Raw genomic sequence first — 22,962 nt, forward strand, 5'->3', positions numbered from 1 at the left:
TAACTCTTCGATCTAAATTGAAACAATAAAAACACGCAGGTCTGCACCAAAGCGGACACCGCGCGAAAGCATGTCGATTAGCAAAATCCGTTCCCGGCGTTCGGGATAGCGTTATCACCCTTCATATAAAAGGCGATAGCGCACCGTCGAAACAGTCGTCGAATTCGGGAGGAAATGAAGTGGGGATCAGCTGCTGTCGCCGCCAGGGCGGCGGGGGCTGGACCAGGAAGCGCCACCGGAGCGGCAACTGGGCGGCCGGGACCGGATGCACCGGCGCGCGCCGGTAGGCAGATGGACTTGCATGGTGGTGTCTCCCTGTCTCTGGTTGCGCCGCATTTGCGGCGCTCCGCCCTCTTTGGAGAGGGCTTGCGCGGGAGCCGCCTTTTGGGCGGCGTGTCGATAATGGTGCGGAATTATACGCAGAAGCGGCCAACAATCGCGCACAAACAATCGGCTGTTACACAAGAAATCGCGGTAAGACCATTGAACCATGGGGCAAATCTGCAACAGGCTCCGGCAAGGCGAATTCCCAACAAAAAAGGCTTGCGTCAGCAAGCCTGGGGGCGGTTGTGGCGGTTGTGGCGGTTGTGGCGGCCGCAACAGTCATACGGCCGCCAGCTCGCAGGTACTCAGTGGGTCTCGGCAGCCGTGCCGCGCGCGCCCAGGCCCTTGGGCAGGGGGAAGGTGACGTTTTCCTCGATCCCCTCCAGCACACGGACGCTGCGGGCACCGATTTCCTTGATGCGATCGATCACGGCCTGCACCAGCACTTCCGGCGCAGAGGCGCCGGCAGTGACGCCGATACGCTGGCGGCCGCTGATCCATTGCGGATCGATCAGTGCAGCGTTGTCGACCATGAAGGCCGGTACGCCCTTCTTTTCGGCCAGTTCACGCAGGCGGTTGGAGTTGGAGCTGTTGGGACTACCCACCACGATCACCACGTCCACTTGCGGCGCCATGAACTTCACGGCTTCCTGGCGGTTGGTGGTGGCGTAGCAGATATCGCCCTTCTTGGGTTCGGAGATGGCCGGGAAGCGCTCGCGCAGGGCGGCGATGATTTCGGCGGTGTCGTCCACCGACAGCGTGGTCTGGGAGACATAGGCCAGCAGCGCCGGGTCGGCCACCTGCAGGCGCGCGACGTCGTCCACCGTTTCCACCAGATGCATGCCGGCTTCGGTCTGGCCCATGGTGCCTTCGACTTCGGGGTGGCCGGCGTGGCCGATCATGATGATTTCGCGCCCTTCGCGGCGCATCTTGGCCACTTCCATGTGCACCTTGGTGACCAGGGGACAGGTGGCGTCGAACACGGTCAGGCCGCGTTCGGCCGCCTCGGCCTGGATCGCCTTGGACACGCCGTGTGCCGAGAAGATGACAGTGCTGCCGGCCGGCACGTCGGCCAGTTCCTCGATGAACACTGCGCCCTTGGCGCGCAGGTCATTGACCACATAGGCGTTGTGCACGATCTCATGGCGCACATAGATGGGGGCGCCGAACTGCGCCAGGGCGCGTTCGACGATCTCGATGGCGCGGTCCACGCCCGCGCAGAAACCACGGGGCTGGGCCAGCAGGATTTCGGATTCGGCTTTAGCCATGGTCATGGTAATTCCCTTGATTCTTCAAAACATCGCGAGCGCAGTATCGCCAATTATCGAGGCGCTTACAGGATTCCTATGATTTTCACCTCGAACTTCAGCGTCTGCCCGGCCAGCGGGTGATTGAAGTCGAAAATTGCGCCATCATCATCCATTGCACGCAGGATGCCGGCGAAGCGGCCGCCACCGGGGGCGGCGAAGTCCACCAGGTCTCCGATGCGGTACTGCTCGTCCATGGACGAGTTCTCGTCCAGCGTGGCACGCGAGATGCGCTGGACCAGTTCATCGCTGCGTTCGCCGAAGGCCTGGGCCGGCGCCAGTTCGAAGGTCTGGTGCGCCCCTTCCGGCAGGCCCAGCAGGCAGGCTTCCAGGAAAGGGGCCAACTGGCCCTGGCCGAATTGCAGCGTGGCCGGGTTTTCGTTGAAGGTGCTGACGATATCTTCCCCCTCCAGCGAAGCCAGGCGGTAATGCAGCGTGAGATAGGCGTTTTCGGTGACGACGGGGACGGATGGGCTGGACATGACAGGTATTCGAAGGTGCACAGGAACCCGCTATTGTAAGCCACGTTGGACCGGCGCGCCGCTGGAGGCTTCACGGCGCTGAGGTTCCACATGCAGTTCCCTGCCCTGTCCTTGCGCCTGCGCAAATCCGCTCCCTCGTGATCTTCATTCCATCTTCTTAGAGGAGCAACGACATGAGCATGACCCTGACAGCCTGGCCCAAGGACCAACGGCCACGCGAACGCCTGATCCAGCATGGGCCGGCAGCCCTGTCGGACGCCGAATTGCTGGCGATCTTCCTGCGGGTGGGCATCCCCGGCAAGAACGTGATGGACCTGTCCCATGGGCTGCTGCAGCGTTTCGGCACCCTCGATGAACTCTTCGATGCCGCCCACAAGAACAGCGACCTGGGCGACGGCCTGGGTCCGGCCAAATGCAGCCAGTTGCGGGCGGCGCTGGAACTGTCGCGGCGCGTGATCCACGAACAGTTGAAGAAACGATCGGTCATGAACTCCAGCCGCGCCGTGGGCGACTACCTGAAGCTGATGTTCAAGGGCAAGGAACGTGAAAGTTTCGTCGCCCTCTTCCTCAATGTGCGCGGTCACCTGATCGGTACCGAGGAATTGTTTCGCGGCACGCTCAATCATTCCGCGGTCTACCCGCGCGAAGTGGTCAAGGCGGCGCTGCGACACAATGCCGCCTCGGTGATCGTGGCCCATAACCACCCTTCGGGTGACCCTGAGCCCAGCAAGGCCGACCTGGAACTCACCAAGGCGCTGGACGAGGCCTTGGGGATGATCAACGTGGATCTGCTGGACCATTTCGTGGTGGCCGAGACACTCGTGTACTCCTTCGCCGACCATGGCCGGCTGTGAACCAGGCAGGCCTGGCCAGCCGCAAACCCGCATGGGACAAGGCTGAGAGCCCGATGACCCAGGTCTTGACAGCAATGCCTCCGCCAATTGTTAAATAAAACAGGAATGGCAAGACACAATTGTTTTATGCAAGTCATTGAAAAAGCTGAGTTTTTTCCATATACTCTCGTTTTTCCCAAATTCGGAAATTTTTAAGGAGTCTCACATGGCACGTGTCTGCCAAGTCACCGGGAAGGGGCCGATGGTCGGCAACAACGTTTCCCATGCAAACAACAAGACCAAGCGTCGTTTCCTGCCCAACCTGCAGAATCGCCGCATTTTCGTCGAATCCGAGAACCGTTGGGTTTCGCTGCGTTTGTCCAACGCCGGCCTGCGCGTGATCGACAAGATCGGCATCGATGCCGTTCTGGCCGATCTGCGTGCTCGTGGCGAAAAAGTCTAATTAGCAGAGTAAAGGAAATCTATCATGGCGAAATCCGGCCGCGACAAAATCAAACTGGAGTCGACCGCAGGTACTGGTCACTTCTACACCACCACCAAGAACAAGCGTACTACGCCCGAAAAGATCAGCATCATGAAGTTCGATCCCAAGGCGCGCAAGCACGTCGAATACAAGGAAACCAAGATCAAGTAATTGATCCCGGTCTCTGGATATTCCAGTAAAAAACCCGCAGAGCGATCTGCGGGTTTTTTATTGCCTGGCGCCAGTCGCCCTCCTCCACTTTCTGGAAGGGAGCACCGCTCTTTCTGCTCGGCAGCGGGCGCAAGGCTGCGGGACCAGCCGGCCATCCGTCATTGGACGCTGCGTCCATGCTCCCACCTTGTCGGGATGACCGACGCGAGCGCCGCTGCAGCCCCTGACCCGGCGCGGACGATTGTTCATATCCCTGAGCGGCGCCCAAAGAAAAAATCCCCGCAGATCGCTCTGCGGGGATTTTTCATTCACATCCCGGCCTGACCGGGCTGGAAAATCATGCGTAGCTGCGCAGGCGCAGGGCGAAGTCGCGCAGGGCCTTCACGCCCGAGGCTTCGGCACGTGCACACCAGTCCTGCAGTTGCTGCAGCAGCTGTTCGCGGGTCGAATGCGAACGCTCCCAGATGGCGCTCAGTTCGATGCGCATTTCATGCATGGTCTGCAGCGCCTTGCTGTGGGCGAAGAGCTCGGACAATTGCTGCTTCTGACCATCTTCCAGGCGGCCCGGCTCACGCTGCAGCAGCTTCTTGGAGGACTTCAGGAAGCGCGATTCCAGCTTGGCCTTCTCGATCAGGTGGTCCAGCTCGTCCTGCCAGGCGGTCTTCAGCGAACGGGCATACTTGGCCGTCACGTCGTAACGGTTGGAAATGACCGATTGCAGCGTATCCAGGTCGATCACGGACTTCTGGCGATCGAACTTGGGCACCGGAGCCACCTTCTTGACCTTGGCCAGGCCGAAGGTTTCGAGGATGCGGATGTACATCCAGCCGATGTCGAACTCGTACCACTTGGCCGAGAACTTGGCCGAGGTGCCGAAGGTGTGGTGGTTGTTGTGCATTTCCTCGCCGCCGATGATGATGCCGATCGGGAACAGGTTGGTGGCTGCATCATTGCAATCGTAGTTGCGGTAACCCCAGAAGTGACCCAGGCCGTTGACCACGCCGGCTGCCCAGAAGGGAATCCAAGCCATCTGCACGGCCCAGACCGTCAGGCCGATGGCGCCGAAGAGCAGCACGTCGATGATCAGCATGATGCCCACACCCTGCCAGCCGTACTTGCTGTAGATGTTGTGCTCAATCCAGTCGTCCGGGGTGCCGTGACCGAACTTTTCCATGGTCTCGGCATTCTTGGACTCATTGCGGTAGAGCTCGGCGCCCTGCCACATCACCTTGTTGATGCCGCGGGTCTGCGGGCTGTGCGGGTCCTCTTCAGTCTCGCACTTGGCGTGGTGCTTGCGGTGGATGGCAGCCCATTCCTTGGTCACCATGCCGGTGGTCATCCACAGCCACAGACGGAAGAAGTGGCTGGGGATCGCGTGCAGTTCGAGCGCGCGGTGCGCCTGGCAACGATGCAGGTAGAGAGTCACGCCCACGATGGTGATGTGGGTCATCACCAGTGTGTAGATGACAATCTGCCAACCGGATGCATGCAGCAGGCCGTTGGCAACAAAGTCGAGGATCGCATCAAGGGTCATCAGTACAACTCCAAATAGAAAACAACTATCGGACTACAAATCGGGATATTACTTGTTCCGTGAAAATGGTTTTATTTTCTTTTAAGTGCCGGGTATTGTACGCGAATTCTTCGGCTCCGGACCATCAGGATTTTCCTGGGGCGTACTTTGGCGGAAGCTCCGCTCATCCATGATGCGAATGTCGCGCTTGGCATGGGCCACCTGGATGCCATGTTGCTTGAAGGCTTTCCAGATCGCACGATTGACGTCGGAAAGGACATTGAGGCGCCCGTTTTCAGGATCGGTGATCCAGAACCCCAGCTCCAGGTCCAGCCCATCGACGCCGATCTTGATCAGCAGCGCATGCGGCGCGGTCTGCTGGGAGACTCTCTCTACACCAAGTGCGGCCTGCTCCATGATGGACAAGACCGTTTCCACATCATCCTGGTACAGAATTGTAACTTGTGTAGACAAACGTACAATGCGATGCGTCAAGGAATAGTTCTGTACCGGATTGGAGACAAAGAGCTCATTGGGCAACACCGTCTCGATACCGTCCAGCCCTTCCAGGATGGTGTAGCGGGAGTTGATTTGGGTGACCCTGCCAAAATATTTCTCCACTGCAACCATGTCGCCGATGACCATGCTGCGTTCCAGCAGGATCACGAAACCGGAGACATAACTGCTGGCGATCTTCTGCAGGCCCAGACCGATACCCACGCCGAGCGCGCCGCCGAAGACCGACAGCACCGTCAGGTCGATGCCCACCAGCGACAGGCTGACCAGGAAGGCGATCAGGATCAGCAGCGCTCGTGCCATGCGGGCCACCACCGTGCGCAGCGAGGAGTGCATGCCGCTGAACTTCATCAGCCGGTTCTCCACCACCGTGCCTATCCAGAGCGCGATGATCAGCGTCACCAGCACCGAGGCCGCGCCCTGCAGCATGGTCAGCAGCGACACCTTGTGGCGCGCCAGCGGCAGCGTGGTGGTATCGAGATAATCGACGAAGTCCGGCCACAGGCCGGTGATCCACAGCACCACGCACAGCCAGACCAGCAGCGCGATCAGCTTTTCCGACAGGTGCAGCAGCGCGCCCACGGTGGCGTCCTTGACGAAGATCCCTCGCAATACATAGAACACGAAGCGCATCGCCACCTGCGCGACGGCCAGCGGGAACATGATTTCCCACAGGGAGACCCCGTGGCCGCCGCGCTTGAGGATGAAGTACGCCCCCGTGAGCAGGCCTAGTGCCAGCAGCGGCGAGAGCACGCGGGCGAAGCTCTTGACGCCGATCTGCATCACCAGGGACTGCTCTTCCTGGTCGGAGGGCAGCACGAAACGCGCGCGCAGCCAGCGCGACAGGCCGATACCGCCCAGCAGCGAGAGGACGATCACCACCAGCTGGCGCAACAGGTCAACCGGGCTGGGATCAGTGAAAAGGGAGAAGAAATGGTCGGTCATGGGGTCATGAAAGGCCGCTGTCGACGGTCAGCTCAGGCTCGACGCTTCAAGGCGCCGCTTCGGCATCCTGCCGGTGGCGTTGCCAGTTGGCGGCGTAGCGCGCGGCCAGTGGTGGATTCTTGCCCAGGACCAGGATGTTCTCGGCGTTCTTGTGCTGGGCCGACCAGGTGAAGTTATAGCTACCGGTGATCACCGTGGCCGAGGCCAGGCTGGCATCGATGACGATCACCTTGTTGTGGGCATTGCGGTAGGCGGTCTCCAGCCAGACCGGGATGCCGGCACCGCGCAGCTGGCGCAGGCGGTCGTTGGCGTTCTTGTCCAGCTGCCCGCCATCCATGAGCACGCGCACATCGATGCCGCGCTTGCGGGCGGCCACCAGGGCGTCGGTGATGGGCCGGCTGGTCAGCAGATAGGCTTGCACCAGGATCTGGCGCCGGGCGCCGTCAAGCTGGCTGACGATCAGGCCTTCGATGTCATCCCAGGGAGCGAAGGCCGACTGGATCGTGCCCTGCGCGGCCACCACGGGCGGTGGCGGCAGGGATTCCCTGGCCTGGGCGCCGGGGATGGCGGCCAGGCCAAGCAGCAGCCCGGCCGTCAGGACCGGCACAGAAGCCAGGCGCATCATGCCCATCATGCGCTTCATGCCGCGCGGCGCTCCAGCACGGCCGCAAAGAAGCCATCGGTCTGATGCAGGTGCGGCAGCAACTTCAGGTAGTCGCCCATGTCCAGCGCAATCTTCTGCTCGGCCAGGACCTCGCTCATCGGACGCAGGATGAAATCCGGGTGCGACTGCAGGAAGTCGGCGATGACTTCGTCGTTCTCTTCTTCCAGGATGCTGCAGGTGCCATACACCAGGCGACCGCCCGGGCGCACCAGGCGGGCCGCGCTGGCCAGGATGGAGCCCTGCTTGGCGCGCATCTCGCTGAGCGTCTCCACGGACTGGCGCCATTTCATGTCGGGGTTGCGACGCAGGGTGCCCAGGCCGCTGCAGGGCGCATCGACCAGCACGCGATCGAGCTTGCCGGCCAGGCGCTTGACCTTGGCGTCGTTCTCGTGGGCAATCACCACCGGGTGCACGTTGGACAGGCCACTGCGCGCCAGGCGCGGCTTGAGCTTGGCCAGGCGCTTTTCGGACACGTCGAAGGCATACAGGCGACCGGTATTGCGCATCAGCGCACCCAGGGCCAGGGTCTTGCCGCCGGCACCGGCACAGAAATCGACCACCATCTCGCCGCGCTTGGCGCCGACGATCTGGGCCAGCAACTGGCTGCCTTCATCCTGTACTTCGATGGCGCCGTCCTTGAACACCGGGATGTTCTGCAGCGCCGGTTTCTTGAACACGCGCAGGCCCAGCGGCGAATACGGGGTCGGCTCACAGGCCACCGGGGCCTTGGCCAGTTCGGCGATGACGGTGTCGCGGTCCGACTTGATGGTGTTCACGCGCAGGTCCAGCGGGGCCGGGCGGTTCATGGCGTCGGCCAGTTCCAGGGTAGCCGCCTCGCCCATGCGGGCCACCAGCTTGTCCCACAGCCAGGGCGGCAGGTTGCTGCGCATCTGCGGCGCCAGCTGGGTACGATCGATCTGGGCCACACGGTCCAGCCATTCGGCCTCGCCCTCCTGCAGGCCGGCGATGGATTCGGCACCGACAGCATCGGCCAGGCCCAGCAGGGCCAGGCGGCGCATCATCGGACCGATGCCGGACTCGGCGAAGTTGGTCAGCACCGTCTTGTTGCGCAGCAACCCGTAGATGGCTTCGGCGATCACGCCGCGCTCGCGGCTGCCCAGGCGCGGGTTGTCGCGGAAATAACGCGACAGCGTCACGTCGGCCGGGCCGGTGAAGCGCAGCACTTCGCGCAGCAGTTCTTCGGTATGGGGAATGATCGCGGGAGGCAATCTCATGCTAGGTCCTTCAGTTTCAATTCAAGATAAGTGATGCGCAGGCCGCCACGGCCGGCAGGCAATTCAGGCCGCGCCCGTCAGGCGCACGCGGGCGCCCTCCAGTGTCAGGCGGCCATCGATGAACCAGCGCACGGCGCGCGGGTAGATCGCATGTTCCTGTTCCAGCACGCGCTGGGCCAGCGTTTCCTCGCTGTCCTCTTCCAGCACCGGCACGGCCGCCTGGGCCACGATGGGGCCGTGGTCGAGATCGGGCGTGACGAAATGCACCGTGGCGCCATGCAGCTTCACGCCGGCGGCCAGGGCCTGCCGGTGCGTCGCCAGGCCCGGAAAACTGGGCAGCAGGGACGGATGGATGTTGAGCATGCGGCCCTGGTAATGGTCCACGAAAGGCGCCGTCAAGATGCGCATGAAGCCGGCCAGGACCACCAGGTCAGGGGCAAACGCATCGATGCGATCGCGCAGTGCGGCGTCGAACAGATCACGCGTGGGATAGTCGCGATTGGCGATGACGGCGGTGGCGATACCGTGCCGGGCGGCGAATTCCAGGCCGCTGGCATCAGCGCGGTTGCTGATGACGGCGGCGATTCTGGCAGGCCACCGCTCGGCCTGTGCGGCACGGACGATGGCTTCCATATTGCTGCCCCGTCCGGAAATCAGGATGACGATGCTTCTCATGGGGTCGCATTGTACCTGCTGCCGGCCCGGCTGCCGCCGTTTTTCACAATGCGAAAGGCAGAGCGTGGCGTAAATGGTTTATCCGGATGTACCCCGAATGTGCCGGAATGTGCCCGGATTGCTGCGCAATTTACTGGAAGGAATAGAAAACCCGGAACGGCACCTTCTTTTCGGCCCAGTAATCGGCGGCATCGCGGAACACGTCCAGCAGGGTCTCCCGGGCTTCCTTGTCGAACTTCTGGGTATTGGGCAGTTGCTCCAGCACCACGACGAAGCCGATCTGCTTGCCGGCCTTGTGGGTCAGGTCGGTCAGGCAATCATGCAGGGCGTCGAAATTCTTGCCGAAATGACGGGGGAAATGGAAGGCGCTGGCGATGGTGCTCAACACCTGCTGCTTGGTGACGGCCTCGGCACAATAGGCATAGAGAAAATGCTGCTCCAGATGCGCGGCCTCCTGCTGCAGCTCGTTCACGCGAAAGGCGCGAATGGACTGCACGATATTGGGCGGCACCGTTTTAAACAAACTCATTCTCCCTTCAGTATCCATAGGCGGGGCTGTGTGGCTGTCGTGGTTGATCTGGCTGACCTGGCTGACACGCGTGCTGCGACAGGGCCCGGTGCCCTGCCCTGCTGCCTGACCGCGATCAATCGCGGATCCGGCGGAAGCTCTTATAGTGATCGCTCGTGTAATAGTATTCGCCGGAAGACTTGGGATCCCCGCCACTGATGATGCGTCGGGCGCCCCGGTTGCGGGCGCGCGGCGTCTTGACAGTGTATTCGCGATAATACCCGCGCTTCTGCCTGGGTAAAACCCCTTCGTAATTGCCGAAGACGGCACCGTCCTTTTCATACGGGAAAGGCCCGCCCTCGCGGATCAGGGCCATGGTCTGCTGGGCCTCGCGCGGCAGCTGGTCGAGGTTCACTTCGGGCAGACCGCCCGGCTCCGGGCCACGTGCATGCACGGGCGCGGCCAGCATCAGGGCGGTGAGCAGCACCAGCCAATACTTCATGAATATCGAGGAGATGAATCGAGCTCGCATCTGCGTGGTCCGTGGTTATTCTCTAAATTGCAATTTTGTCAATTAAAAACAACAGCACCCGGTAGATTAACTTGTTGCTTTCAGCTAGGCAACCACGGCAGGGCCAAGGCTTGACCGGCAGCAAATCAGGCAGAGGCTTGGAGCAATTGCGCCGTGTCCGGTTCAAAAAAGGCCAGCACTTCCTCGCGCTTGGCGTAGGTATCGCTCTCTCCCAGGGCGATCAACTCGTTGGTGAAGCTCTGTTCGAACAATAGATAGGACGCCAATGCCGAACCACGTGCCTCGGTCGCGCCGATGCCGCCCAGCATGGTGCGGATCGGGCGCGGCAGGCTGCTCACGTGACGGCTGGCGATGCTGTCGATGCGGTGCGAGGGCGAGATCACCAGCGTGCGGATGGGTTTCAAGGGCGTGTGGCGACGCTGCTCCTCGTTCAACACCGAGAGGGTCTGGTTGACCCGGTTGATGCGTTCGATGTCGGCCGACAGGCCATCCAGGAAGATGCCCGACATCGCATGCCCTGCCACCTGCGCCAGGCTGGGATAGTGCGGCGTGTTGGTGGGCGCCTGCTCGCCTTTCTCGCCCATGCGGCCAGCGCCGATGACGAGCACCTTGGTCGCGCCCAGGTGGATGGCCGGCGAGATCGGTGCGATCTGGCGCATGGAGCCATCGCCGCAGTATTCACAGCGCCCGTCGATATACACGGGGATGGCCGGAAAGATGAAGGGAATCGCCGACGAGGCCAGCAGATGGTCGACGCCGATCTGGTCGCGGATGGCCAGACGCTGCGTGCGCCGCCAGGGCTCGATTTCCTCGGCGCATTGATAGAAGGTGATGTGCTGGCCGCTGGTATAGGACGAGGCGGTCACCGCCAGCGCGTGCAGCTGTCCTTCCGCCAGCGCGGCATCCAGACGCGGCAAGTCCAGCAGGCGATGCAGCATGCTCACCAGGGGCGTGTTGTCCAGCAGGGAGTTGGGCGGGTTGGCGCGCCACTTGCGCAGCAGCCAGCCGAATGAGAACAGCGACAGCCAGCGCGCCCCGGAGCGGATCACGCCCAGTGAATCGGCGCGGTAGACCTGCTCCACCTGGAAGTTGCTCCATACCGCCATCAGCTCGCGCACGGCCTCGCCGAAATCATCGGCACGGCAGGCCAGCGCGGTACCGTTGATGGCACCGGCCGACGTGCCGCAGATGATGGGGAAGGGATTGCTGTGTACCGGCCAGCCGGCTTCGAGCAGGATCATCGAGAGCGCATTGAGGACGCCCACCTGATAGGCCGCCCGTGCGCCGCCGCCGGTCAGGATCAATCCTGTTTTATGTTCCATTGTCTCCATGCGGGCAGCTTATCAGCAGCGCCCGCGCTGTGGACAAGAGAATTGGCAGGGAAATGCGGCCTATTTGGGGGGCATGCGGATGGCCCCATCCAGACGGATGGTCTCGCCGTTCAACATCACGTTCTCGATGATGCTCCTGGCCAGCTGCGCGTATTCGGTGGCGCGCCCCAGACGCGGCGGGAAGGGCACGGCCTGGCCCAGCGAGTCCAGCACTTCCTGCGGCATGGCCAGCATCATGGGCGTCTCGAAGATGCCGGGGGCAATGGTCATGACCCGGATACCGCTGCGCGACAGATCACGCGCCATCGGCAAGGTCATCGCCACGATGGCACCCTTGGAGGCCGAATAGGCGGTCTGCCCGATCTGGCCGTCATACGCCGCCACCGAGGCAGTGTGGATGATGATGCCGCGCTCGCCCTCCGCCAGCGCCTCGCCCTTGGCCATGGCATCGGCGGCGAAGCGCGCCATGTTGAAGCTGCCGACCAGGTTGATGTTGAGCGTCTTCATGAACAGCGCCATGGTATGCGGACCGTTCTTGCCAATCAGCTTTTCGGCCGGGGCGATGCCGGCACAATTGATCAGGCCGCGCAGGCTGCCCAACGCTTGCGCGGCCTGCACCACCGCCTGCGCATCGTCCTCGGAACTGACATCGCAGCGCACGAAGATGCCGCCCAGTTCCTGCGCCAGCGCGCTGCCGGTTTCCTGGTTCAGGTCGGCCAGCACCGGCTTGCCGCCGGCGGCGGCGATCATGCGCGCAGTGGCCGCGCCCAGACCGGATGCTGCGCCGGTGACGATGAAAACATTTCCTTCGATACGCATGGAGTCTCCTGTTTTTTATCTCGCTGACCCGGACGGATGGCCCGGGTCGCCGTGGCCTGATGATGAGGTGATGCCTCAGGCAGCATTATTTGACGGATCGGCCGGCCTGGCAATGTCTGCCCGGCGTGGCGATTCCCTGCTGGCGGAGATTATGCGCAGGCCGCCGCGCCCCGACTATCGGCGCGGCGACAATTGCACGACTGCAGACGGGCTCAGTTAGGGATGTTCGGCAACAGCGGCACCAGCAGCAGCGCCACGATGTTGATGATCTTGATCAGCGGATTGACCGCCGGTCCCGCCGTGTCCTTGTAGGGGTCACCCACGGTGTCACCGGTGACTGCCGCCTTGTGGGCATCGGAACCCTTGCCGCCGTGATGACCGTCTTCGATGTATTTCTTGGCGTTGTCCCAGGCGCCGCCACCAGTGGTCATCGAGATCGCCACGAACAGGCCGGTGACGATGGTCCCCATCAACAGCCCACCCAACGCCGAGGCACCCAGCAGCAGCCCCACCAGGATCGGCACGATCACCGGCAGGAGCGACGGCAGGATCATCTCGCGGATGGCAGACGAGGTCAGCATGTCGACCGCTTTGTCGTATTCCGGCCGTCCGCTGCCATCCATGATGCCCTTGATCTCGCTGAACTGGCGCCGTACCTCGACCACCACCGCGCCAGCCGCCCGCCCCACCGCTTCCATCGCCATCGCGCCGAACAGGTAGGGAATCAGGCCGCCGATGAACAACCCGATGATCACCGCCGGACTGGAGAGGTCGAAGCTGGCCGTCTTGCCCACCGATTCCAGCGCATGCGTGTAATCAGCGAACAGCACCAGCGCCGCCAGCCCGGCCGAACCGATGGCATAGCCCTTGGTAACGGCCTTGGTGGTATTGCCCACCGCATCCAGCGGATCGGTGATGGCCCGCACCGAGTCAGGCAGGCCGGACATCTCGGCGATGCCGCCGGCATTGTCGGTGATGGGGCCATAGGCATCGAGCGCCACCACGATGCCAGCCATGGACAGCATGGCGGTTGCCGCGATGGCAATGCCATACAGGCCCGCCAGCCAGTACGACACCAGGATCGCCGCGCACACCGCCAGCACCGGATAGGCGGTCGACTTCATCGACACCCCCAGGCCAGCGATGATGTTGGTGCCATGGCCGGTGGTGGAGGCCTCGGCGATATGCCGCACCGGCTTGAAGTCGGTGCCGGTGTAGTACTCGGTGATATAGACCATCAGGCCGGTCAGCACGATGCCCACCACCGCCGCGCCCATCAGCGGCACACGCAATTCGGGCGGCAGCAGCAGCCAGGTGACCAGCGCGAAGCCTACCAGCGACAGCCCGGCCGACCACCACAAGCCGGTATAGAGCGCCGACATGATCTTCTTGCCCGGCTGCGCCTTGACCATCGCGCAGCCGACGATGGAGGCCAGGATCGACACCCCGCCCAGCGCCAGCGGATACAGCACGGCCAGCGTCTCCATGCCCTGCAGCACCAGGGTACCCAGCAGCATGGTGGCGATCAGCGTGACCACGTAGGTCTCGAACAGATCGGCCGCCATCCCGGCGCAGTCGCCCACGTTGTCGCCGACGTTATCGGCGATCACCGCCGGATTGCGCGGATCGTCCTCGGGAATGCCGGCCTCGACCTTGCCCACCAGGTCGGCGCCCACATCGGCGCCCTTGGTGAAGATCCCCCCGCCCAGGCGGGCGAAGATGGAAATGAGCGAAGCCCCGAAAGCCAGCCCGATCAGCGGCTGGATGGCGTCGTGCAGACTGGCCGCGCGCCCCTGTCCATAGACGAACAGGACCCAGAAGAACAGCGACACTCCCAGCAGCCCCAGCCCCACCACCAGCATCCCGGTGATCGCCCCGCCACGAAATGCCACGGCGAGCGCCTCGTTCATGCCCCGCGTGGCTGCCTGGGCGGTGCGCACATTGGCCCGCACCGAGACATTCATGCCGATGAAGCCGCAGGCGCCCGACAGCACCGCCCCCAGCAGGAAGCCGACGGCGGTCAGCCAGCCCAGTCCGGGGATGAGGGCAATGACGATCAGCAGCACCACGCCCACCATAGCGATGGTGCGGTACTGCCGCGCCAGGTAGGCCGCCGCGCCCTGCTGGATGGCCAGTGCGATTTCCTGCATGCGGGGGTTGCCGGGGTCCTGCTTGAGAATCCAGCTACGCGAGACGAGGCCATAGATCACCGCGACAATGCCGCAGGCAATGGCAAACCACAGGGCAAGTGCCATCTTTATCTCCTTTTGTTATCACGACTCATCAACAATCACGAACATCCGCCGTGGCACCCGGGCGGGCATCGCTGCCCTGTTACCCACGCATCACCGCCGATACTGCGCCTGCAAATTACGTCGCCCTTCTTATTGGAGTTGTTGTGCTTGCCGGGGCTGCAACCGCCACACCCTCGGGCGGGTGCGGGCGGCGACCAATTCCGATCGACCTCGCCGATTGACCTCGCCGATGGACCGCGATCTGCCGCGATCTATCGATTTGTTAGTTTTCGAGCTCTTCCGCTCTTTGTGTCAGCCTTCAAAAGGCTAAAAAAAAAGCGGACCGTAGTCCGCTTTACTTTACTCCGCCAGGGCGGCAAATGCACGATCCCTGATTTCTTCCACCGGACCCACGCCGGCGATCTTGCGATACTTCGGCGCACCCGGCTGGCCCGATTCGGCCCACTTGCCGTAGTAGCCCAGCAGCACTTCGGTCTGGTCATGATAGACCGACAGGCGCTTCTTGACGGTTTCTTCCTTGTCGTCGTCGCGCTGGACCAGTGCTTCGCCGGTGATGTCATCCTTGCCCTCGACCTTGGGCGGGTTGAACTTGACGTGGTAGCTGCGGCCCGAACCCGGGTGCACGCGACGGCCGCTCATGCGCTCGACGATGGCGCTGTCGGGGACGTCGATTTCCAGCACGTAGTCGATGGCCACGCCGGCTTCCTTCATGGCGTCAGCCTGACGGGTGGTGCGCGGGAAGCCGTCGAACAGATAGCCGTTGGCGCAATCCGGCTGTTGCAGACGGTCCTTGACCAGGCCGATGATGATGTCGTCGGAAACCAGACCGCCCGCATCCATCACCTTCTTGGCGGCGATACCCAGCTCGGTACCCGCCGCCACCGCAGCACGCAGCATGTCGCCGGTGGAGATCTGCGGAATGTTGAATTTTTCCTTGATAAAAGTGGCTTGCGTGCCTTTACCGGCACCAGGCGCTCCTAAAAGGATGAGGCGCATAGGGTTTCCTAAATTGAGGTTTTTGAAAATTTGAATGCTTGAATTCTTTTGCGACGGGATGACAGAGGATGCCTGCCATCTACACGGTTATGCAGCTTGTTTGCGCGCCGTTTGCGTCAGCTCCGGGACGAAACTTACCACAAAATCTTACCGAACCATGACAAACGCCTGATTTTTAAGCAGTCTCCTGGCCCTGATTGTGTCCTGTCAGCTTGACAGGGAACTTACAGCAAGCGGCACCGGCCGGCCTTGCGCCGGATCATGCCAGGATGGCTGCCTATCTGCCTATCAGAGTGCGGAGATGCTTTGCACCAGGGCACTGTCGGGCGGGGCCTCGAAATGCTTGCGCACGCGCAACAGGTCCTCGGGCGTATCGACGCCGGCTTCCGGCACCAGCGAAGTGACATGCACGGCAATCGCATGGCCGTGCCACAGCACGCGCAGCTGCTCCAGCGCCTCGATGCGTTCCAGCGGGGCCGGCGTAAGCGTGGGATAGAGCTGCAGGAAGCGGTTGCTGTAGGCATACAGCCCGATATGGCGCAGCGGTACGTATTCGTTGGCGTGATCAGGGCCGCTGGCGTCCGGCAACACCTCGCGCGATTGGGCGAAGGCATCGCGATGCCAGGGAATGGTGGCCCGCGAAAAATACATGGCGCAGCCTTCCTTGTTCAGCACCACCTTGACCACATTGGGATTGAAGGCATCGGCGGCGCTCTCGATGGCATGCGCAGCCGTGGCCATGGGCACGCCGGCCTTGATGTGGGCGGCGGTGGCGGCAATCAGGCCAGGATCGATCAGCGGCTCGTCACCCTGCACGTTGACCACCACGGCATCCTCGGCCAGATCCATGGCGGCGGCCACCTCGGCGATGCGGTCGGTGCCGGAGGGATGGTCGGCGCGGGTCATCGCCACCTCCACGCCGTGCGCCTGGCAGGCGGCATGGATGTCGTGGTGATCGGTGGCCACGATGATGCGTGCGGCACCGGACAGGGCAGCGCGCTCGGCCACCCGCACGATCATCGGCTTGCCGCCGAGGTCGGCCAGGGGCTTGTTGGGCAGGCGCGTGGAAGCCAGGCGCGCCGGGATGATGACGGTGAAGGTCATGGGATCAGCCGCAGCAGGAAGGGAAAATCGGGGTCAGGCTGCCGGAGCCGCCGGCGCGGAAGTACCTGAAGCAGCCGCAGGCGCAGCACCCAGTTCACGTGCTTCATCGGCCCACATGATGGGGATGCCGTCACGGATGGGGTAGGCCAGCTTGTCTGCCTTGCAGATCAGTTCCTGGGCTTTCTTGTCGTAGTCCAGCGGACCCTTGCAGATGGGGCAAACCAGGATATCAAGCAGTCGGGCGTTCACGGAGTTTCTCCACTATATGTTCAGCCAGCGCGCCGTCGATGCGCGCTGTTACGGGCACGACCCAGATACGCGGGTCGTTTCGGATGGCCTCGATAGCCCTGCATTTTACTGCATCCTTTTCCGTGATCAGGATGACATCGGCGGCAAGGCCTGCAAAGGGATCGATGGCGAAGTCGTAATGGTCAGGCAAGGGGTGGCGGGCAAAGCTCAGGCCGGCCCCTTCCAGCGTGGCGAAAAAGCGCTCGGGATTCCCGATGCCGGCCACCGCTGCCAGGCGTACCGCGCCCTCGCCCATCTGTGCCAATGGCTTGCGCGCCTGCGGTGGCGCCAGTTGCACGGCCTCGTCAGCCTGCAGGCGCATGGCATGCACACCGGCCGGAGCCTTGCCCTGCAAGCCAACATTGAGCACCGAGAAATCACGCCGGCGCGAAGCCGGCTCGCGCAAGGGGCCGGCCGGCAACAGCCAGCCATTGCCCACGCCCCGTGCATCGGAGAGGACGATCTCGATATCGCGCCCCAGTGCGTAATGCTGCAGCCCGTCGTCGGAGATGATCACATCCACCTCCGGGTGCGCCGCCAGCAGGCTGCGCGCCGCCGCAACCCGGCGCCGCCCCACCACCAGCGGCACGCCGGTACGCTGGGCGATCAGCAGCGGCTCGTCGCCGACCTGCGACGCCGCGGCCTCGGGGCTGACCTCCAGGGTCTGCCCGGCACCGTTGCCTCCTCCATAGCCACGCGAAATCACGCCCGGATGCAAACCGGCCGCCCGCAGCGCCTCGATCAGCCAGATCGCAAAAGGCGTCTTGCCGGTCCCGCCGACGAAGACATTACCCACCACGATCACCGGTACCGGCAGGCGCTCGGCGCGCTTGATGCCCAGCGCAAAGAGCAGCCGGCGCAGCGCCGCCAGGCCGCCGAACAGCAGCGACAGCGGCCACAGCGCGCAGGCCAGCACGCCACGGGATTGCCAGGCGCGGCTCAGGATGGCTTCGGCAGTGGGCCTGGAATCGGCCATGGTTTCAATCCGTCATCAAGAAAAGCGTGGCGCCAAGGCCAAGGCCCTGGCGCCACGTCGGAAAACAAAAGCCTGTGGATAAATCACTTGCTGCTGGACTGCGCTGCAAAGGTCAGCTTGGGATACCCCGCCAGGCGCGCCGCCTCCATCACGTTGACCACGGTCTGATGCGTGGCCAGTGCGTCGGCATTGATGATGATGACCGGGTCGCGCTGGCTGCCGCTGGCCTGCACGGCGGCCTGCATTTCCTCGGCGAGCCCCTGCGCATCACGCGCTGGGATGCGCTTGTTGTTGATCGCATAGCGCCCGCTGGCATCGATGGCGATGTTGATCTCGAAGGGCTGCTCCAGCGCCTTCTGGGCATCGGCCGTGGGCAGCGTGACCTGCAACGCGGTGAACTTGCTGTAGGTGGTGGTCACCATCAGGAAGATCACGATCACCAGCAGCACATCGATGAAGGGGATCAGGTTGATCTCCAGGTCTTCGCGGGGACGGCCCTTGCGGAAGTTCATGGTCGGCTCCGCGCAATCAACGGCGCACGTCGTGCACGATGTCCACGAACTTCACGGCCTGCTGCTCCATGTCCACCACGAAGCCATCCACCTGGGCGCGGAAGTGGCGGTAGAACACCAGCGCCGGCATGGCGATGGCCAGGCCAAACCCGGTGTTGTAGAGCGCAATGGAGATACCGTGTGCCAGCTGCGCCGGGTTGGTGCCGACGGCATTCTGCGAGGCGAAGATCTCGATCATGCCCACCACGGTACCGAACAGGCCCATCAGCGGTGCCAGCGAGGCGATGGTACCCAGCGTGGTCAGGAAGCGCTCCAGCCGGTGCGCGGCGGCCTGGCCGGCTTCTTCGATGGCTTCCTTCATGACTTCGCGCGGGGCGTCGACATTGCGCAGACCGGCAGCCAGCACCTGGCCCAGCGGCGAATTCTGTTCCAGCTTGTCGATCACGTCGTCGTTGACGCGACCGCTCTGATAGACCCGTACCACCTCCCCCAGCAGGTCCGGCGGCAGGATGCGCGGGCGGCGCAGATAGACCAGTCTTTCGATGACCAGCGCCAGGCCGATGATGGAAGCGATCAGCAAAGGCCAGATCGGCCAGCCGGCGGCGAGGATGATGGCGAGCAAAACGTACTCCTGTTGAATGCGGTGAAAATCTGATCCTGTTGCAAAGAGACGACCCGCCGGGCGCGCCTTCTTCTGCGGTGCAGAATGTAGCCGGTTGCGTGCGCCTCGGCAAGCGCCGTCGGCTTGGCCTTACAATGCGGCATTGTATCGCCCCTGGATCACCTGCGCCCTCATGCCCACCGACAAGTTCCCGCCCTTCCCTACCGCCCGCCCCCGTGCCGAAGCCCTGCCCGCAGGCAGCGCCAGCGAGGGCGGACCGCCCATGCTGACGGTCTCCGCGCTGAACCAGGCGGTGGCCCGCATGCTGGAGCGCAATTTCCCGCTGATCTGGGTCAAGGGCGAAATCTCCAACTTCACCCGCGCCGCCTCCGGCCACTGGTACTTCAATCTCAAGGATGACGGCGCCCAGGTCCGCGCGGTCATGTTCAAGGGACGCGCCCAGTACGCCGGCTTCATGCCGCGCGAGGGCGACAAGGTCGAGGTACGCACCCTGGTCACCCTCTACGCGCCACGGGGTGACTACCAATTGAACGTGGAAGCCATCCGCCGCTCCGGTGTAGGCGACCTCTACGCTGCCTTCGTGCAGCTGAAGGAAAGACTGGAACGCGAAGGCCTGTTCGCCCGCGAGCGCAAACGCCCCCTGCCGGGCTTTGCGCGCCGCATCGGCATCGTCACCAGCCCCCAGGCCGCCGCCCTGCGCGATGTGCTGGCCACCCTGCGCCGCCGGGCGCCGCACGTGGAGGTGGTGCTCTATCCGACCCCGGTGCAGGGCGAAGGCGCGGCCCAGCGCATCGCCACCGCCATCCAGACCGCCTCGGCCCGCGCCGAGTGCGACGTCCTGCTGGTCTGCCGGGGCGGTGGCAGCATCGAAGACCTGTGGTCCTTCAATGAAGAGGTGGTGGCCCGCGCCATCGTCGCCGCGCCCATGCCGGTCATTTCCGGCGTCGGCCATGAGACCGATTTCACCATTGCCGACTTCGCCGCCGACCTGCGCGCCCCTACGCCGACCGCCGCCGCCGAGCTGGCCGCCACGGCCCGCGAAGACTGGCTGGCCGAACTGCGCGGCCATGCGGGCGAGCTCACCCGCGCCCTGCGCCGTACCCTCGCCGATCGCGCCCAGAACATGGACTGGCTGGCACGCCGCCTGGTCAATCCGGGTGCCACCATCGCCCATGAGCGGGTCAAGCTGGCCGCCCTGCAAACCCGCCTCTCGCATGCCAACCGCGTGCCATTGACGCGCATGCGCCATCGCCTGCAGCAGGCCGCCACCCACCTGGCGCACCAGATGCCCGATACCACCCACGCCCGGCGTGATCTGGCCGAGCTGGCGCGCCGCCTGCAGGATGCCCAGGCGAGCCGCCAGGCCCAGCAGCGCCAGGCGCTGGCCAGCCTGAATGCGCAGCTGGAACTGCTGAACCCGCAACGCACGCTGGAACGCGGCTATGCCATCGTCAGCGACCGTCAGGGGCGGGTGCTGCACGCACCGGCCGAGCTGGCCGCCCGCAGCGAGATCACCATCCGCCTGGCCCAGGGCAGCGCCGAGGTCGGCATTGCCAGCGTGCAGCCACGGCTGGATTGAAGGGTGAACGCGCTACGCTTGACAGCTGTGGCAGACTTTTTTCTCATCAGCTTATAACGCCGGCCGGGGACGGTTCCCGGCCCGTTCGGCTTGGCACGTCCGCCACGCAGGTGAAGGATGAGCTGGAACGTCTTTCCACCACTGGCATCTACGGTTTTCCTTGCCTCGCGGACAGGCGCCACGCCAGCAAGAACCATTCGCATTACCCGACCGGGATGTGAAAGAAGCCGACCGGCAGGGCATTTGATCGAGTGCAAAGAATTGTCTTCCGCTTTAGAATCTCAGGTTCGGAAAAGACCCCTTCGTAGCAAACCAACAAGACTGAAAGGATTCATCATGGCACATACCCTTCCGGCACTGCCTTACGATCTGGACGCGCTGGCGCCCACGATTTCCAAGGAAACCCTGGAATATCACTATGGCAAGCACCATCAGACCTATGTGACCAACCTGAACAACCTGATCCCGGGTACCGAATTCGAAAACCTGTCCCTGGAAGAAATCATCAAGAAGTCTTCCGGTGGCATCTTCAACAACGCCGCCCAGGTGTGGAACCACACCTTCTACTGGAACGGCCTGACCCCGAAGGGCCAAGGCGCTCCGAGCGGCGCGCTGGCTGACGCCATCAACGCCAAGTGGGGCGGCTTCGACGCCTTCAAGGCCGAGTTCACCAAGCAGGGCCTGGCCAACTTCGGTTCCGGCTGGACCTGGCTGGTCAAGAAGGCTGACGGCGCCCTGGACATCGTCAACACCACCGGCGCCGGCACCCCGCTGACCACCGACAGCAAGCCGCTGCTGACGGTCGACGTGTGGGAACACGCCTACTACATCGACTACCGCAACGCACGCGCCAAGTATGTCGAGAACTACTGGGGCATCATCAACTGGGACTTCGTGGCCAAGAACTTCGCCTGATCCCGGCTGCTGCCTTCCCGGCAAGAAAAAACCACGCGCAAGCGTGGTTTTTTTTCGTCCCTGCCCGGCATACAGTGTCAGGAAAAGCGATCCAGCACGCTGTACCAGGCCACGCCGGCGGCGATGTAGAAGCGCTGCAGGCCGTGCAGCGGAATCGGCTGGATGGTACTGACCGGGAACGGAAACACCGCCCCCGCCTGCCCCGTGATGCGCTGCGCCAGGCAACGTCCCATGGTACTGGCCATGGCAATGCCGCGCCCGTTGTAGCCCACCGCGATGGACAGCCCGGCCGCCGGCTCATGCACGTGCGGCAGGAAATCACGCGTGATGGCGACCCGGCCCGACCAGCGGTATTCATAGCCGATCCCCGCCAACTGCGGGAACAGCAGTTCCACCGACCGTTCCAGGTGCGCGAAATCACCCGCCCCGCGCGGCTCGCCGAAGGGCCCCCGACCGCCCATGAGCAGGCGCCCCTGGGCATCGCGCCGGTAATACAGCAGCAGCCGCCGCGAATCGGAGGTGACCTCGCCACCGGGCAGGATGCTGGCCCCCTGCTCCGGCGACAGGGGTTGCGTCGCCACGATGAAGCTGTTGGCAGCGATCACCGACTGCCGCAGATGCGGCCACAGCCCGTCGGTATAGCCATTGGTGGCGATGACCACGCGCTCGGCATCCACATGCGGCCCCTGGGCGGTATGCAGGCGCCAGCCCGGCGGGCGTCGCTCCAGTCGTACCACCTGCGTGCCACCGTGGATCACCACGCCCAGCCGCTGCGCCGCACGCGCCAGTCCCTGGCAATACTTCAGCGGATGCAGGCTGCCGGCACGCTCATCCTTCCAGCCGCCGACGTAGGCATCGGTGCCGATATGGCGCGCCACCTCGGCCGCATCCATCAGCCGCGCCGGCGCGCCTTCGGCCATCCACTGCCGGGCGCGGGCTTCCAGCGCATGCATCACCTTGGACGAATGGGTGGGCTGGATCCAGCCGCGTCGCAGCGCATCGCAGGCGATGCCGTGGCGTTCGATCAGGTCGAAGACGGTATCGGCGGCCGAACCGATGGCCGCGATCAGCGGATCGGCCACGGCGCTGCCGAACATCACCCGCAACTGGTCCGGGTCGTACTTGAGCCCCGGAATCACCTGCCCGCCATTGCGCCCGGAAGCGCCCCAGCCGGGGGCCTGGGTATCCAGCACGCACACCGATACCCCGGCCTCGGCCAGGTGCAGTGCGGTCGAGAGCCCGGTATAACCGGCACCGACGATGACCACGTCATAGCGCGCGCTGGTGGCCAGCGGCGGCACCTCCGGGGCGGGGTCGGCGGCAGCCGTGGCAGCCCACAGGGAGGGCGGAAAATCCTGCAGCAAGCTGGTCATGCG

24 protein-coding genes are annotated in these 22,962 nt (G+C 63.6%); 5 read left to right on the forward strand and 19 right to left on the reverse strand.

Translation table 11 applies throughout. The annotated features are described in order from the left end of the window. Nucleotides 1-629: 629 nt before the first annotated feature. Both ispH and HFRIS_RS12500 read right to left on the reverse strand, forming a co-directional pair. The gene (gene ispH, locus HFRIS_RS12495) at nucleotides 630-1,598 is read right to left on the reverse strand and encodes a 4-hydroxy-3-methylbut-2-enyl diphosphate reductase (protein WP_006463727.1); all 969 of its coding nucleotides are present in this window, start codon (nucleotides 1,596-1,598) and stop codon (nucleotides 630-632) included. A 59-nt stretch (nucleotides 1,599-1,657) separates the two neighbouring features. Then, nucleotides 1,658-2,113 (reverse strand): FKBP-type peptidyl-prolyl cis-trans isomerase, encoded by a 456-nt coding sequence (locus HFRIS_RS12500; RefSeq protein WP_006463728.1) that lies wholly within the window; start codon nucleotides 2,111-2,113, stop codon nucleotides 1,658-1,660. Between the two features lie 173 nt (nucleotides 2,114-2,286). Between HFRIS_RS12500 and radC the strand changes: the two genes are divergently transcribed. From radC to rpmG, 3 genes are all read left to right on the forward strand, one after another. After that, on the forward strand, nucleotides 2,287-2,967 hold the full coding sequence (radC, locus tag HFRIS_RS12505; RefSeq protein ID WP_006463729.1) for a RadC family protein: 681 nt from the start codon (nucleotides 2,287-2,289) through the stop codon (nucleotides 2,965-2,967). A 205-nt stretch (nucleotides 2,968-3,172) separates the two neighbouring features. Beyond that, the gene (gene rpmB / locus HFRIS_RS12510; RefSeq protein WP_006463730.1) at nucleotides 3,173-3,409 is read left to right on the forward strand and encodes a 50S ribosomal protein L28; all 237 of its coding nucleotides are present in this window, start codon (nucleotides 3,173-3,175) and stop codon (nucleotides 3,407-3,409) included. Between the two features lie 24 nt (nucleotides 3,410-3,433). After that, the gene (gene rpmG / locus HFRIS_RS12515) at nucleotides 3,434-3,601 is read left to right on the forward strand and encodes a 50S ribosomal protein L33 (protein ID WP_006463731.1); all 168 of its coding nucleotides are present in this window, start codon (nucleotides 3,434-3,436) and stop codon (nucleotides 3,599-3,601) included. 337 nt (nucleotides 3,602-3,938) lie between these two features. On the opposite strand, the gene HFRIS_RS12520 is transcribed toward rpmG, so the two are convergent. From HFRIS_RS12520 to HFRIS_RS12595, 16 genes are all read right to left on the reverse strand, one after another. Continuing rightward, a complete protein-coding gene (locus HFRIS_RS12520; RefSeq protein ID WP_006463732.1) occupies nucleotides 3,939-5,135 on the reverse strand; it encodes a DesA family fatty acid desaturase in 1,197 nt (398 codons plus the stop codon). Between the two features lie 81 nt (nucleotides 5,136-5,216). After that, nucleotides 5,217-6,575, reverse strand: coding sequence for a mechanosensitive ion channel family protein (locus tag HFRIS_RS12525; protein WP_006463733.1), 1,359 nt, complete (start codon nucleotides 6,573-6,575; stop codon nucleotides 5,217-5,219). A gap of 46 nt (nucleotides 6,576-6,621) precedes the next feature. Continuing rightward, nucleotides 6,622-7,218, reverse strand: coding sequence for a phospholipase D family nuclease (locus HFRIS_RS12530; RefSeq protein WP_006463734.1), 597 nt, complete (start codon nucleotides 7,216-7,218; stop codon nucleotides 6,622-6,624). Next, nucleotides 7,215-8,474, reverse strand: coding sequence for an RsmB/NOP family class I SAM-dependent RNA methyltransferase (locus HFRIS_RS12535; RefSeq protein ID WP_039875563.1), 1,260 nt, complete (start codon nucleotides 8,472-8,474; stop codon nucleotides 7,215-7,217). The genes HFRIS_RS12530 and HFRIS_RS12535 overlap by 4 nt, the downstream gene beginning before the upstream one ends. Before the next feature lie 63 nt (nucleotides 8,475-8,537). Next, entirely contained in the window at nucleotides 8,538-9,149 is a 612-nt protein-coding gene (gene purN / locus HFRIS_RS12540; protein WP_006463736.1) for a phosphoribosylglycinamide formyltransferase, read from the reverse strand. 130 nt (nucleotides 9,150-9,279) lie between these two features. Continuing rightward, a complete protein-coding gene (locus tag HFRIS_RS12545; RefSeq protein ID WP_338033742.1) occupies nucleotides 9,280-9,798 on the reverse strand; it encodes a barstar family protein in 519 nt (172 codons plus the stop codon). Further along, nucleotides 9,794-10,189: a guanyl-specific ribonuclease gene (locus HFRIS_RS12550; protein WP_039875565.1), complete on the reverse strand. Its 396-nt coding sequence runs from the start codon at nucleotides 10,187-10,189 to the stop codon at nucleotides 9,794-9,796. Before HFRIS_RS12550 ends, HFRIS_RS12545 begins: the two co-directional genes overlap by 5 nt. 125 nt (nucleotides 10,190-10,314) lie before the next feature. After that, a complete protein-coding gene (locus tag HFRIS_RS12555) occupies nucleotides 10,315-11,520 on the reverse strand; it encodes a patatin-like phospholipase family protein (RefSeq protein WP_039875568.1) in 1,206 nt (401 codons plus the stop codon). 60 nt (nucleotides 11,521-11,580) lie between these two features. Then, entirely contained in the window at nucleotides 11,581-12,339 is a 759-nt protein-coding gene (locus HFRIS_RS12560; protein WP_006463740.1) for an SDR family NAD(P)-dependent oxidoreductase, read from the reverse strand. A gap of 212 nt (nucleotides 12,340-12,551) precedes the next feature. Beyond that, nucleotides 12,552-14,594 (reverse strand): sodium-translocating pyrophosphatase, encoded by a 2,043-nt coding sequence (locus HFRIS_RS12565; RefSeq protein ID WP_006463741.1) that lies wholly within the window; start codon nucleotides 14,592-14,594, stop codon nucleotides 12,552-12,554. A gap of 339 nt (nucleotides 14,595-14,933) precedes the next feature. Further along, nucleotides 14,934-15,590, reverse strand: a complete 657-nt coding sequence (gene adk, locus HFRIS_RS12570; RefSeq protein ID WP_006463742.1) for an adenylate kinase — start codon at nucleotides 15,588-15,590, stop codon at nucleotides 14,934-14,936. 288 nt (nucleotides 15,591-15,878) lie between these two features. Then, nucleotides 15,879-16,694 carry a 3-deoxy-manno-octulosonate cytidylyltransferase gene (gene kdsB / locus HFRIS_RS12575; RefSeq protein WP_006463743.1) on the reverse strand — a complete coding sequence of 272 codons (816 nt, stop codon included), beginning with the start codon at nucleotides 16,692-16,694 and terminating at the stop codon, nucleotides 15,879-15,881. 33 nt (nucleotides 16,695-16,727) lie between these two features. Continuing rightward, the gene (locus HFRIS_RS12580; protein WP_006463744.1) at nucleotides 16,728-16,943 is read right to left on the reverse strand and encodes a Trm112 family protein; all 216 of its coding nucleotides are present in this window, start codon (nucleotides 16,941-16,943) and stop codon (nucleotides 16,728-16,730) included. Next, nucleotides 16,924-17,958, reverse strand: a complete 1,035-nt coding sequence (gene lpxK / locus HFRIS_RS12585; protein WP_006463745.1) for a tetraacyldisaccharide 4'-kinase — start codon at nucleotides 17,956-17,958, stop codon at nucleotides 16,924-16,926. The genes HFRIS_RS12580 and lpxK overlap by 20 nt, the downstream gene beginning before the upstream one ends. 83 nt (nucleotides 17,959-18,041) lie before the next feature. Beyond that, a complete protein-coding gene (locus HFRIS_RS12590) occupies nucleotides 18,042-18,470 on the reverse strand; it encodes an ExbD/TolR family protein (protein WP_006463746.1) in 429 nt (142 codons plus the stop codon). A 16-nt stretch (nucleotides 18,471-18,486) separates the two neighbouring features. After that, nucleotides 18,487-19,092, reverse strand: coding sequence for a MotA/TolQ/ExbB proton channel family protein (locus HFRIS_RS12595; protein WP_006463747.1), 606 nt, complete (start codon nucleotides 19,090-19,092; stop codon nucleotides 18,487-18,489). Nucleotides 19,093-19,264: 172 nt separating this feature from the next. On the opposite strand from HFRIS_RS12595, the gene xseA reads away from it, so the two are divergent. Continuing rightward, nucleotides 19,265-20,671, forward strand: a complete 1,407-nt coding sequence (xseA, locus tag HFRIS_RS12600) for an exodeoxyribonuclease VII large subunit (protein WP_006463748.1) — start codon at nucleotides 19,265-19,267, stop codon at nucleotides 20,669-20,671. A gap of 336 nt (nucleotides 20,672-21,007) precedes the next feature. After that, nucleotides 21,008-21,586 carry a superoxide dismutase [Fe] gene (sodB, locus tag HFRIS_RS12605; RefSeq protein ID WP_006463749.1) on the forward strand — a complete coding sequence of 193 codons (579 nt, stop codon included), beginning with the start codon at nucleotides 21,008-21,010 and terminating at the stop codon, nucleotides 21,584-21,586. Between the two features lie 77 nt (nucleotides 21,587-21,663). On the opposite strand, the gene HFRIS_RS12610 is transcribed toward sodB, so the two are convergent. Further along, complete coding sequence (locus HFRIS_RS12610) at nucleotides 21,664-22,959, reverse strand: NAD(P)/FAD-dependent oxidoreductase (RefSeq protein WP_006463750.1); 1,296 nt, start codon at nucleotides 22,957-22,959, stop codon at nucleotides 21,664-21,666. Between the last annotated feature and the right edge of the window lie 3 nt (nucleotides 22,960-22,962).

The sequence above is a fragment of the Herbaspirillum frisingense GSF30 genome, from assembly GCF_000300975.2.
In the GTDB taxonomy this organism is placed as follows: Bacteria; Pseudomonadota; Gammaproteobacteria; order Burkholderiales; family Burkholderiaceae_D; genus Herbaspirillum; species Herbaspirillum frisingense.

Bases quoted from the DNA above. Each gene is read 5' to 3' on its own strand.
- ispH (WP_006463727.1), bottom strand. From the start codon at position 1,598: ATGACCATGGCTAAAGCCGAATCCGAAATCCTGCTGGCCCAGCCCCGT.
- HFRIS_RS12500 (WP_006463728.1), bottom strand. From the start codon at position 2,113: ATGTCCAGCCCATCCGTCCCCGTCGTCACCGAAAACGCCTATCTCACG.
- radC (WP_006463729.1), top strand. From the start codon at position 2,287: ATGAGCATGACCCTGACAGCCTGGCCCAAGGACCAACGGCCACGCGAA.
- rpmB (WP_006463730.1), top strand. From the start codon at position 3,173: ATGGCACGTGTCTGCCAAGTCACCGGGAAGGGGCCGATGGTCGGCAAC.
- rpmG (WP_006463731.1), top strand. From the start codon at position 3,434: ATGGCGAAATCCGGCCGCGACAAAATCAAACTGGAGTCGACCGCAGGT.
- HFRIS_RS12520 (WP_006463732.1), bottom strand. From the start codon at position 5,135: ATGACCCTTGATGCGATCCTCGACTTTGTTGCCAACGGCCTGCTGCAT.
- HFRIS_RS12525 (WP_006463733.1), bottom strand. From the start codon at position 6,575: ATGACCGACCATTTCTTCTCCCTTTTCACTGATCCCAGCCCGGTTGAC.
- HFRIS_RS12530 (WP_006463734.1), bottom strand. From the start codon at position 7,218: ATGAAGCGCATGATGGGCATGATGCGCCTGGCTTCTGTGCCGGTCCTG.
- HFRIS_RS12535 (WP_039875563.1), bottom strand. From the start codon at position 8,474: ATGAGATTGCCTCCCGCGATCATTCCCCATACCGAAGAACTGCTGCGC.
- purN (WP_006463736.1), bottom strand. From the start codon at position 9,149: ATGAGAAGCATCGTCATCCTGATTTCCGGACGGGGCAGCAATATGGAA.
- HFRIS_RS12550 (WP_039875565.1), bottom strand. From the start codon at position 10,189: ATGCGAGCTCGATTCATCTCCTCGATATTCATGAAGTATTGGCTGGTG.
- HFRIS_RS12555 (WP_039875568.1), bottom strand. From the start codon at position 11,520: ATGGAGACAATGGAACATAAAACAGGATTGATCCTGACCGGCGGCGGC.
- HFRIS_RS12560 (WP_006463740.1), bottom strand. From the start codon at position 12,339: ATGCGTATCGAAGGAAATGTTTTCATCGTCACCGGCGCAGCATCCGGT.
- HFRIS_RS12565 (WP_006463741.1), bottom strand. From the start codon at position 14,594: ATGGCACTTGCCCTGTGGTTTGCCATTGCCTGCGGCATTGTCGCGGTG.
- adk (WP_006463742.1), bottom strand. From the start codon at position 15,590: ATGCGCCTCATCCTTTTAGGAGCGCCTGGTGCCGGTAAAGGCACGCAA.
- kdsB (WP_006463743.1), bottom strand. From the start codon at position 16,694: ATGACCTTCACCGTCATCATCCCGGCGCGCCTGGCTTCCACGCGCCTG.
- lpxK (WP_006463745.1), bottom strand. From the start codon at position 17,958: ATGGCCGATTCCAGGCCCACTGCCGAAGCCATCCTGAGCCGCGCCTGG.
- HFRIS_RS12590 (WP_006463746.1), bottom strand. From the start codon at position 18,470: ATGAACTTCCGCAAGGGCCGTCCCCGCGAAGACCTGGAGATCAACCTG.
- xseA (WP_006463748.1), top strand. From the start codon at position 19,265: ATGCCCACCGACAAGTTCCCGCCCTTCCCTACCGCCCGCCCCCGTGCC.
- sodB (WP_006463749.1), top strand. From the start codon at position 21,008: ATGGCACATACCCTTCCGGCACTGCCTTACGATCTGGACGCGCTGGCG.
- HFRIS_RS12610 (WP_006463750.1), bottom strand. From the start codon at position 22,959: ATGACCAGCTTGCTGCAGGATTTTCCGCCCTCCCTGTGGGCTGCCACG.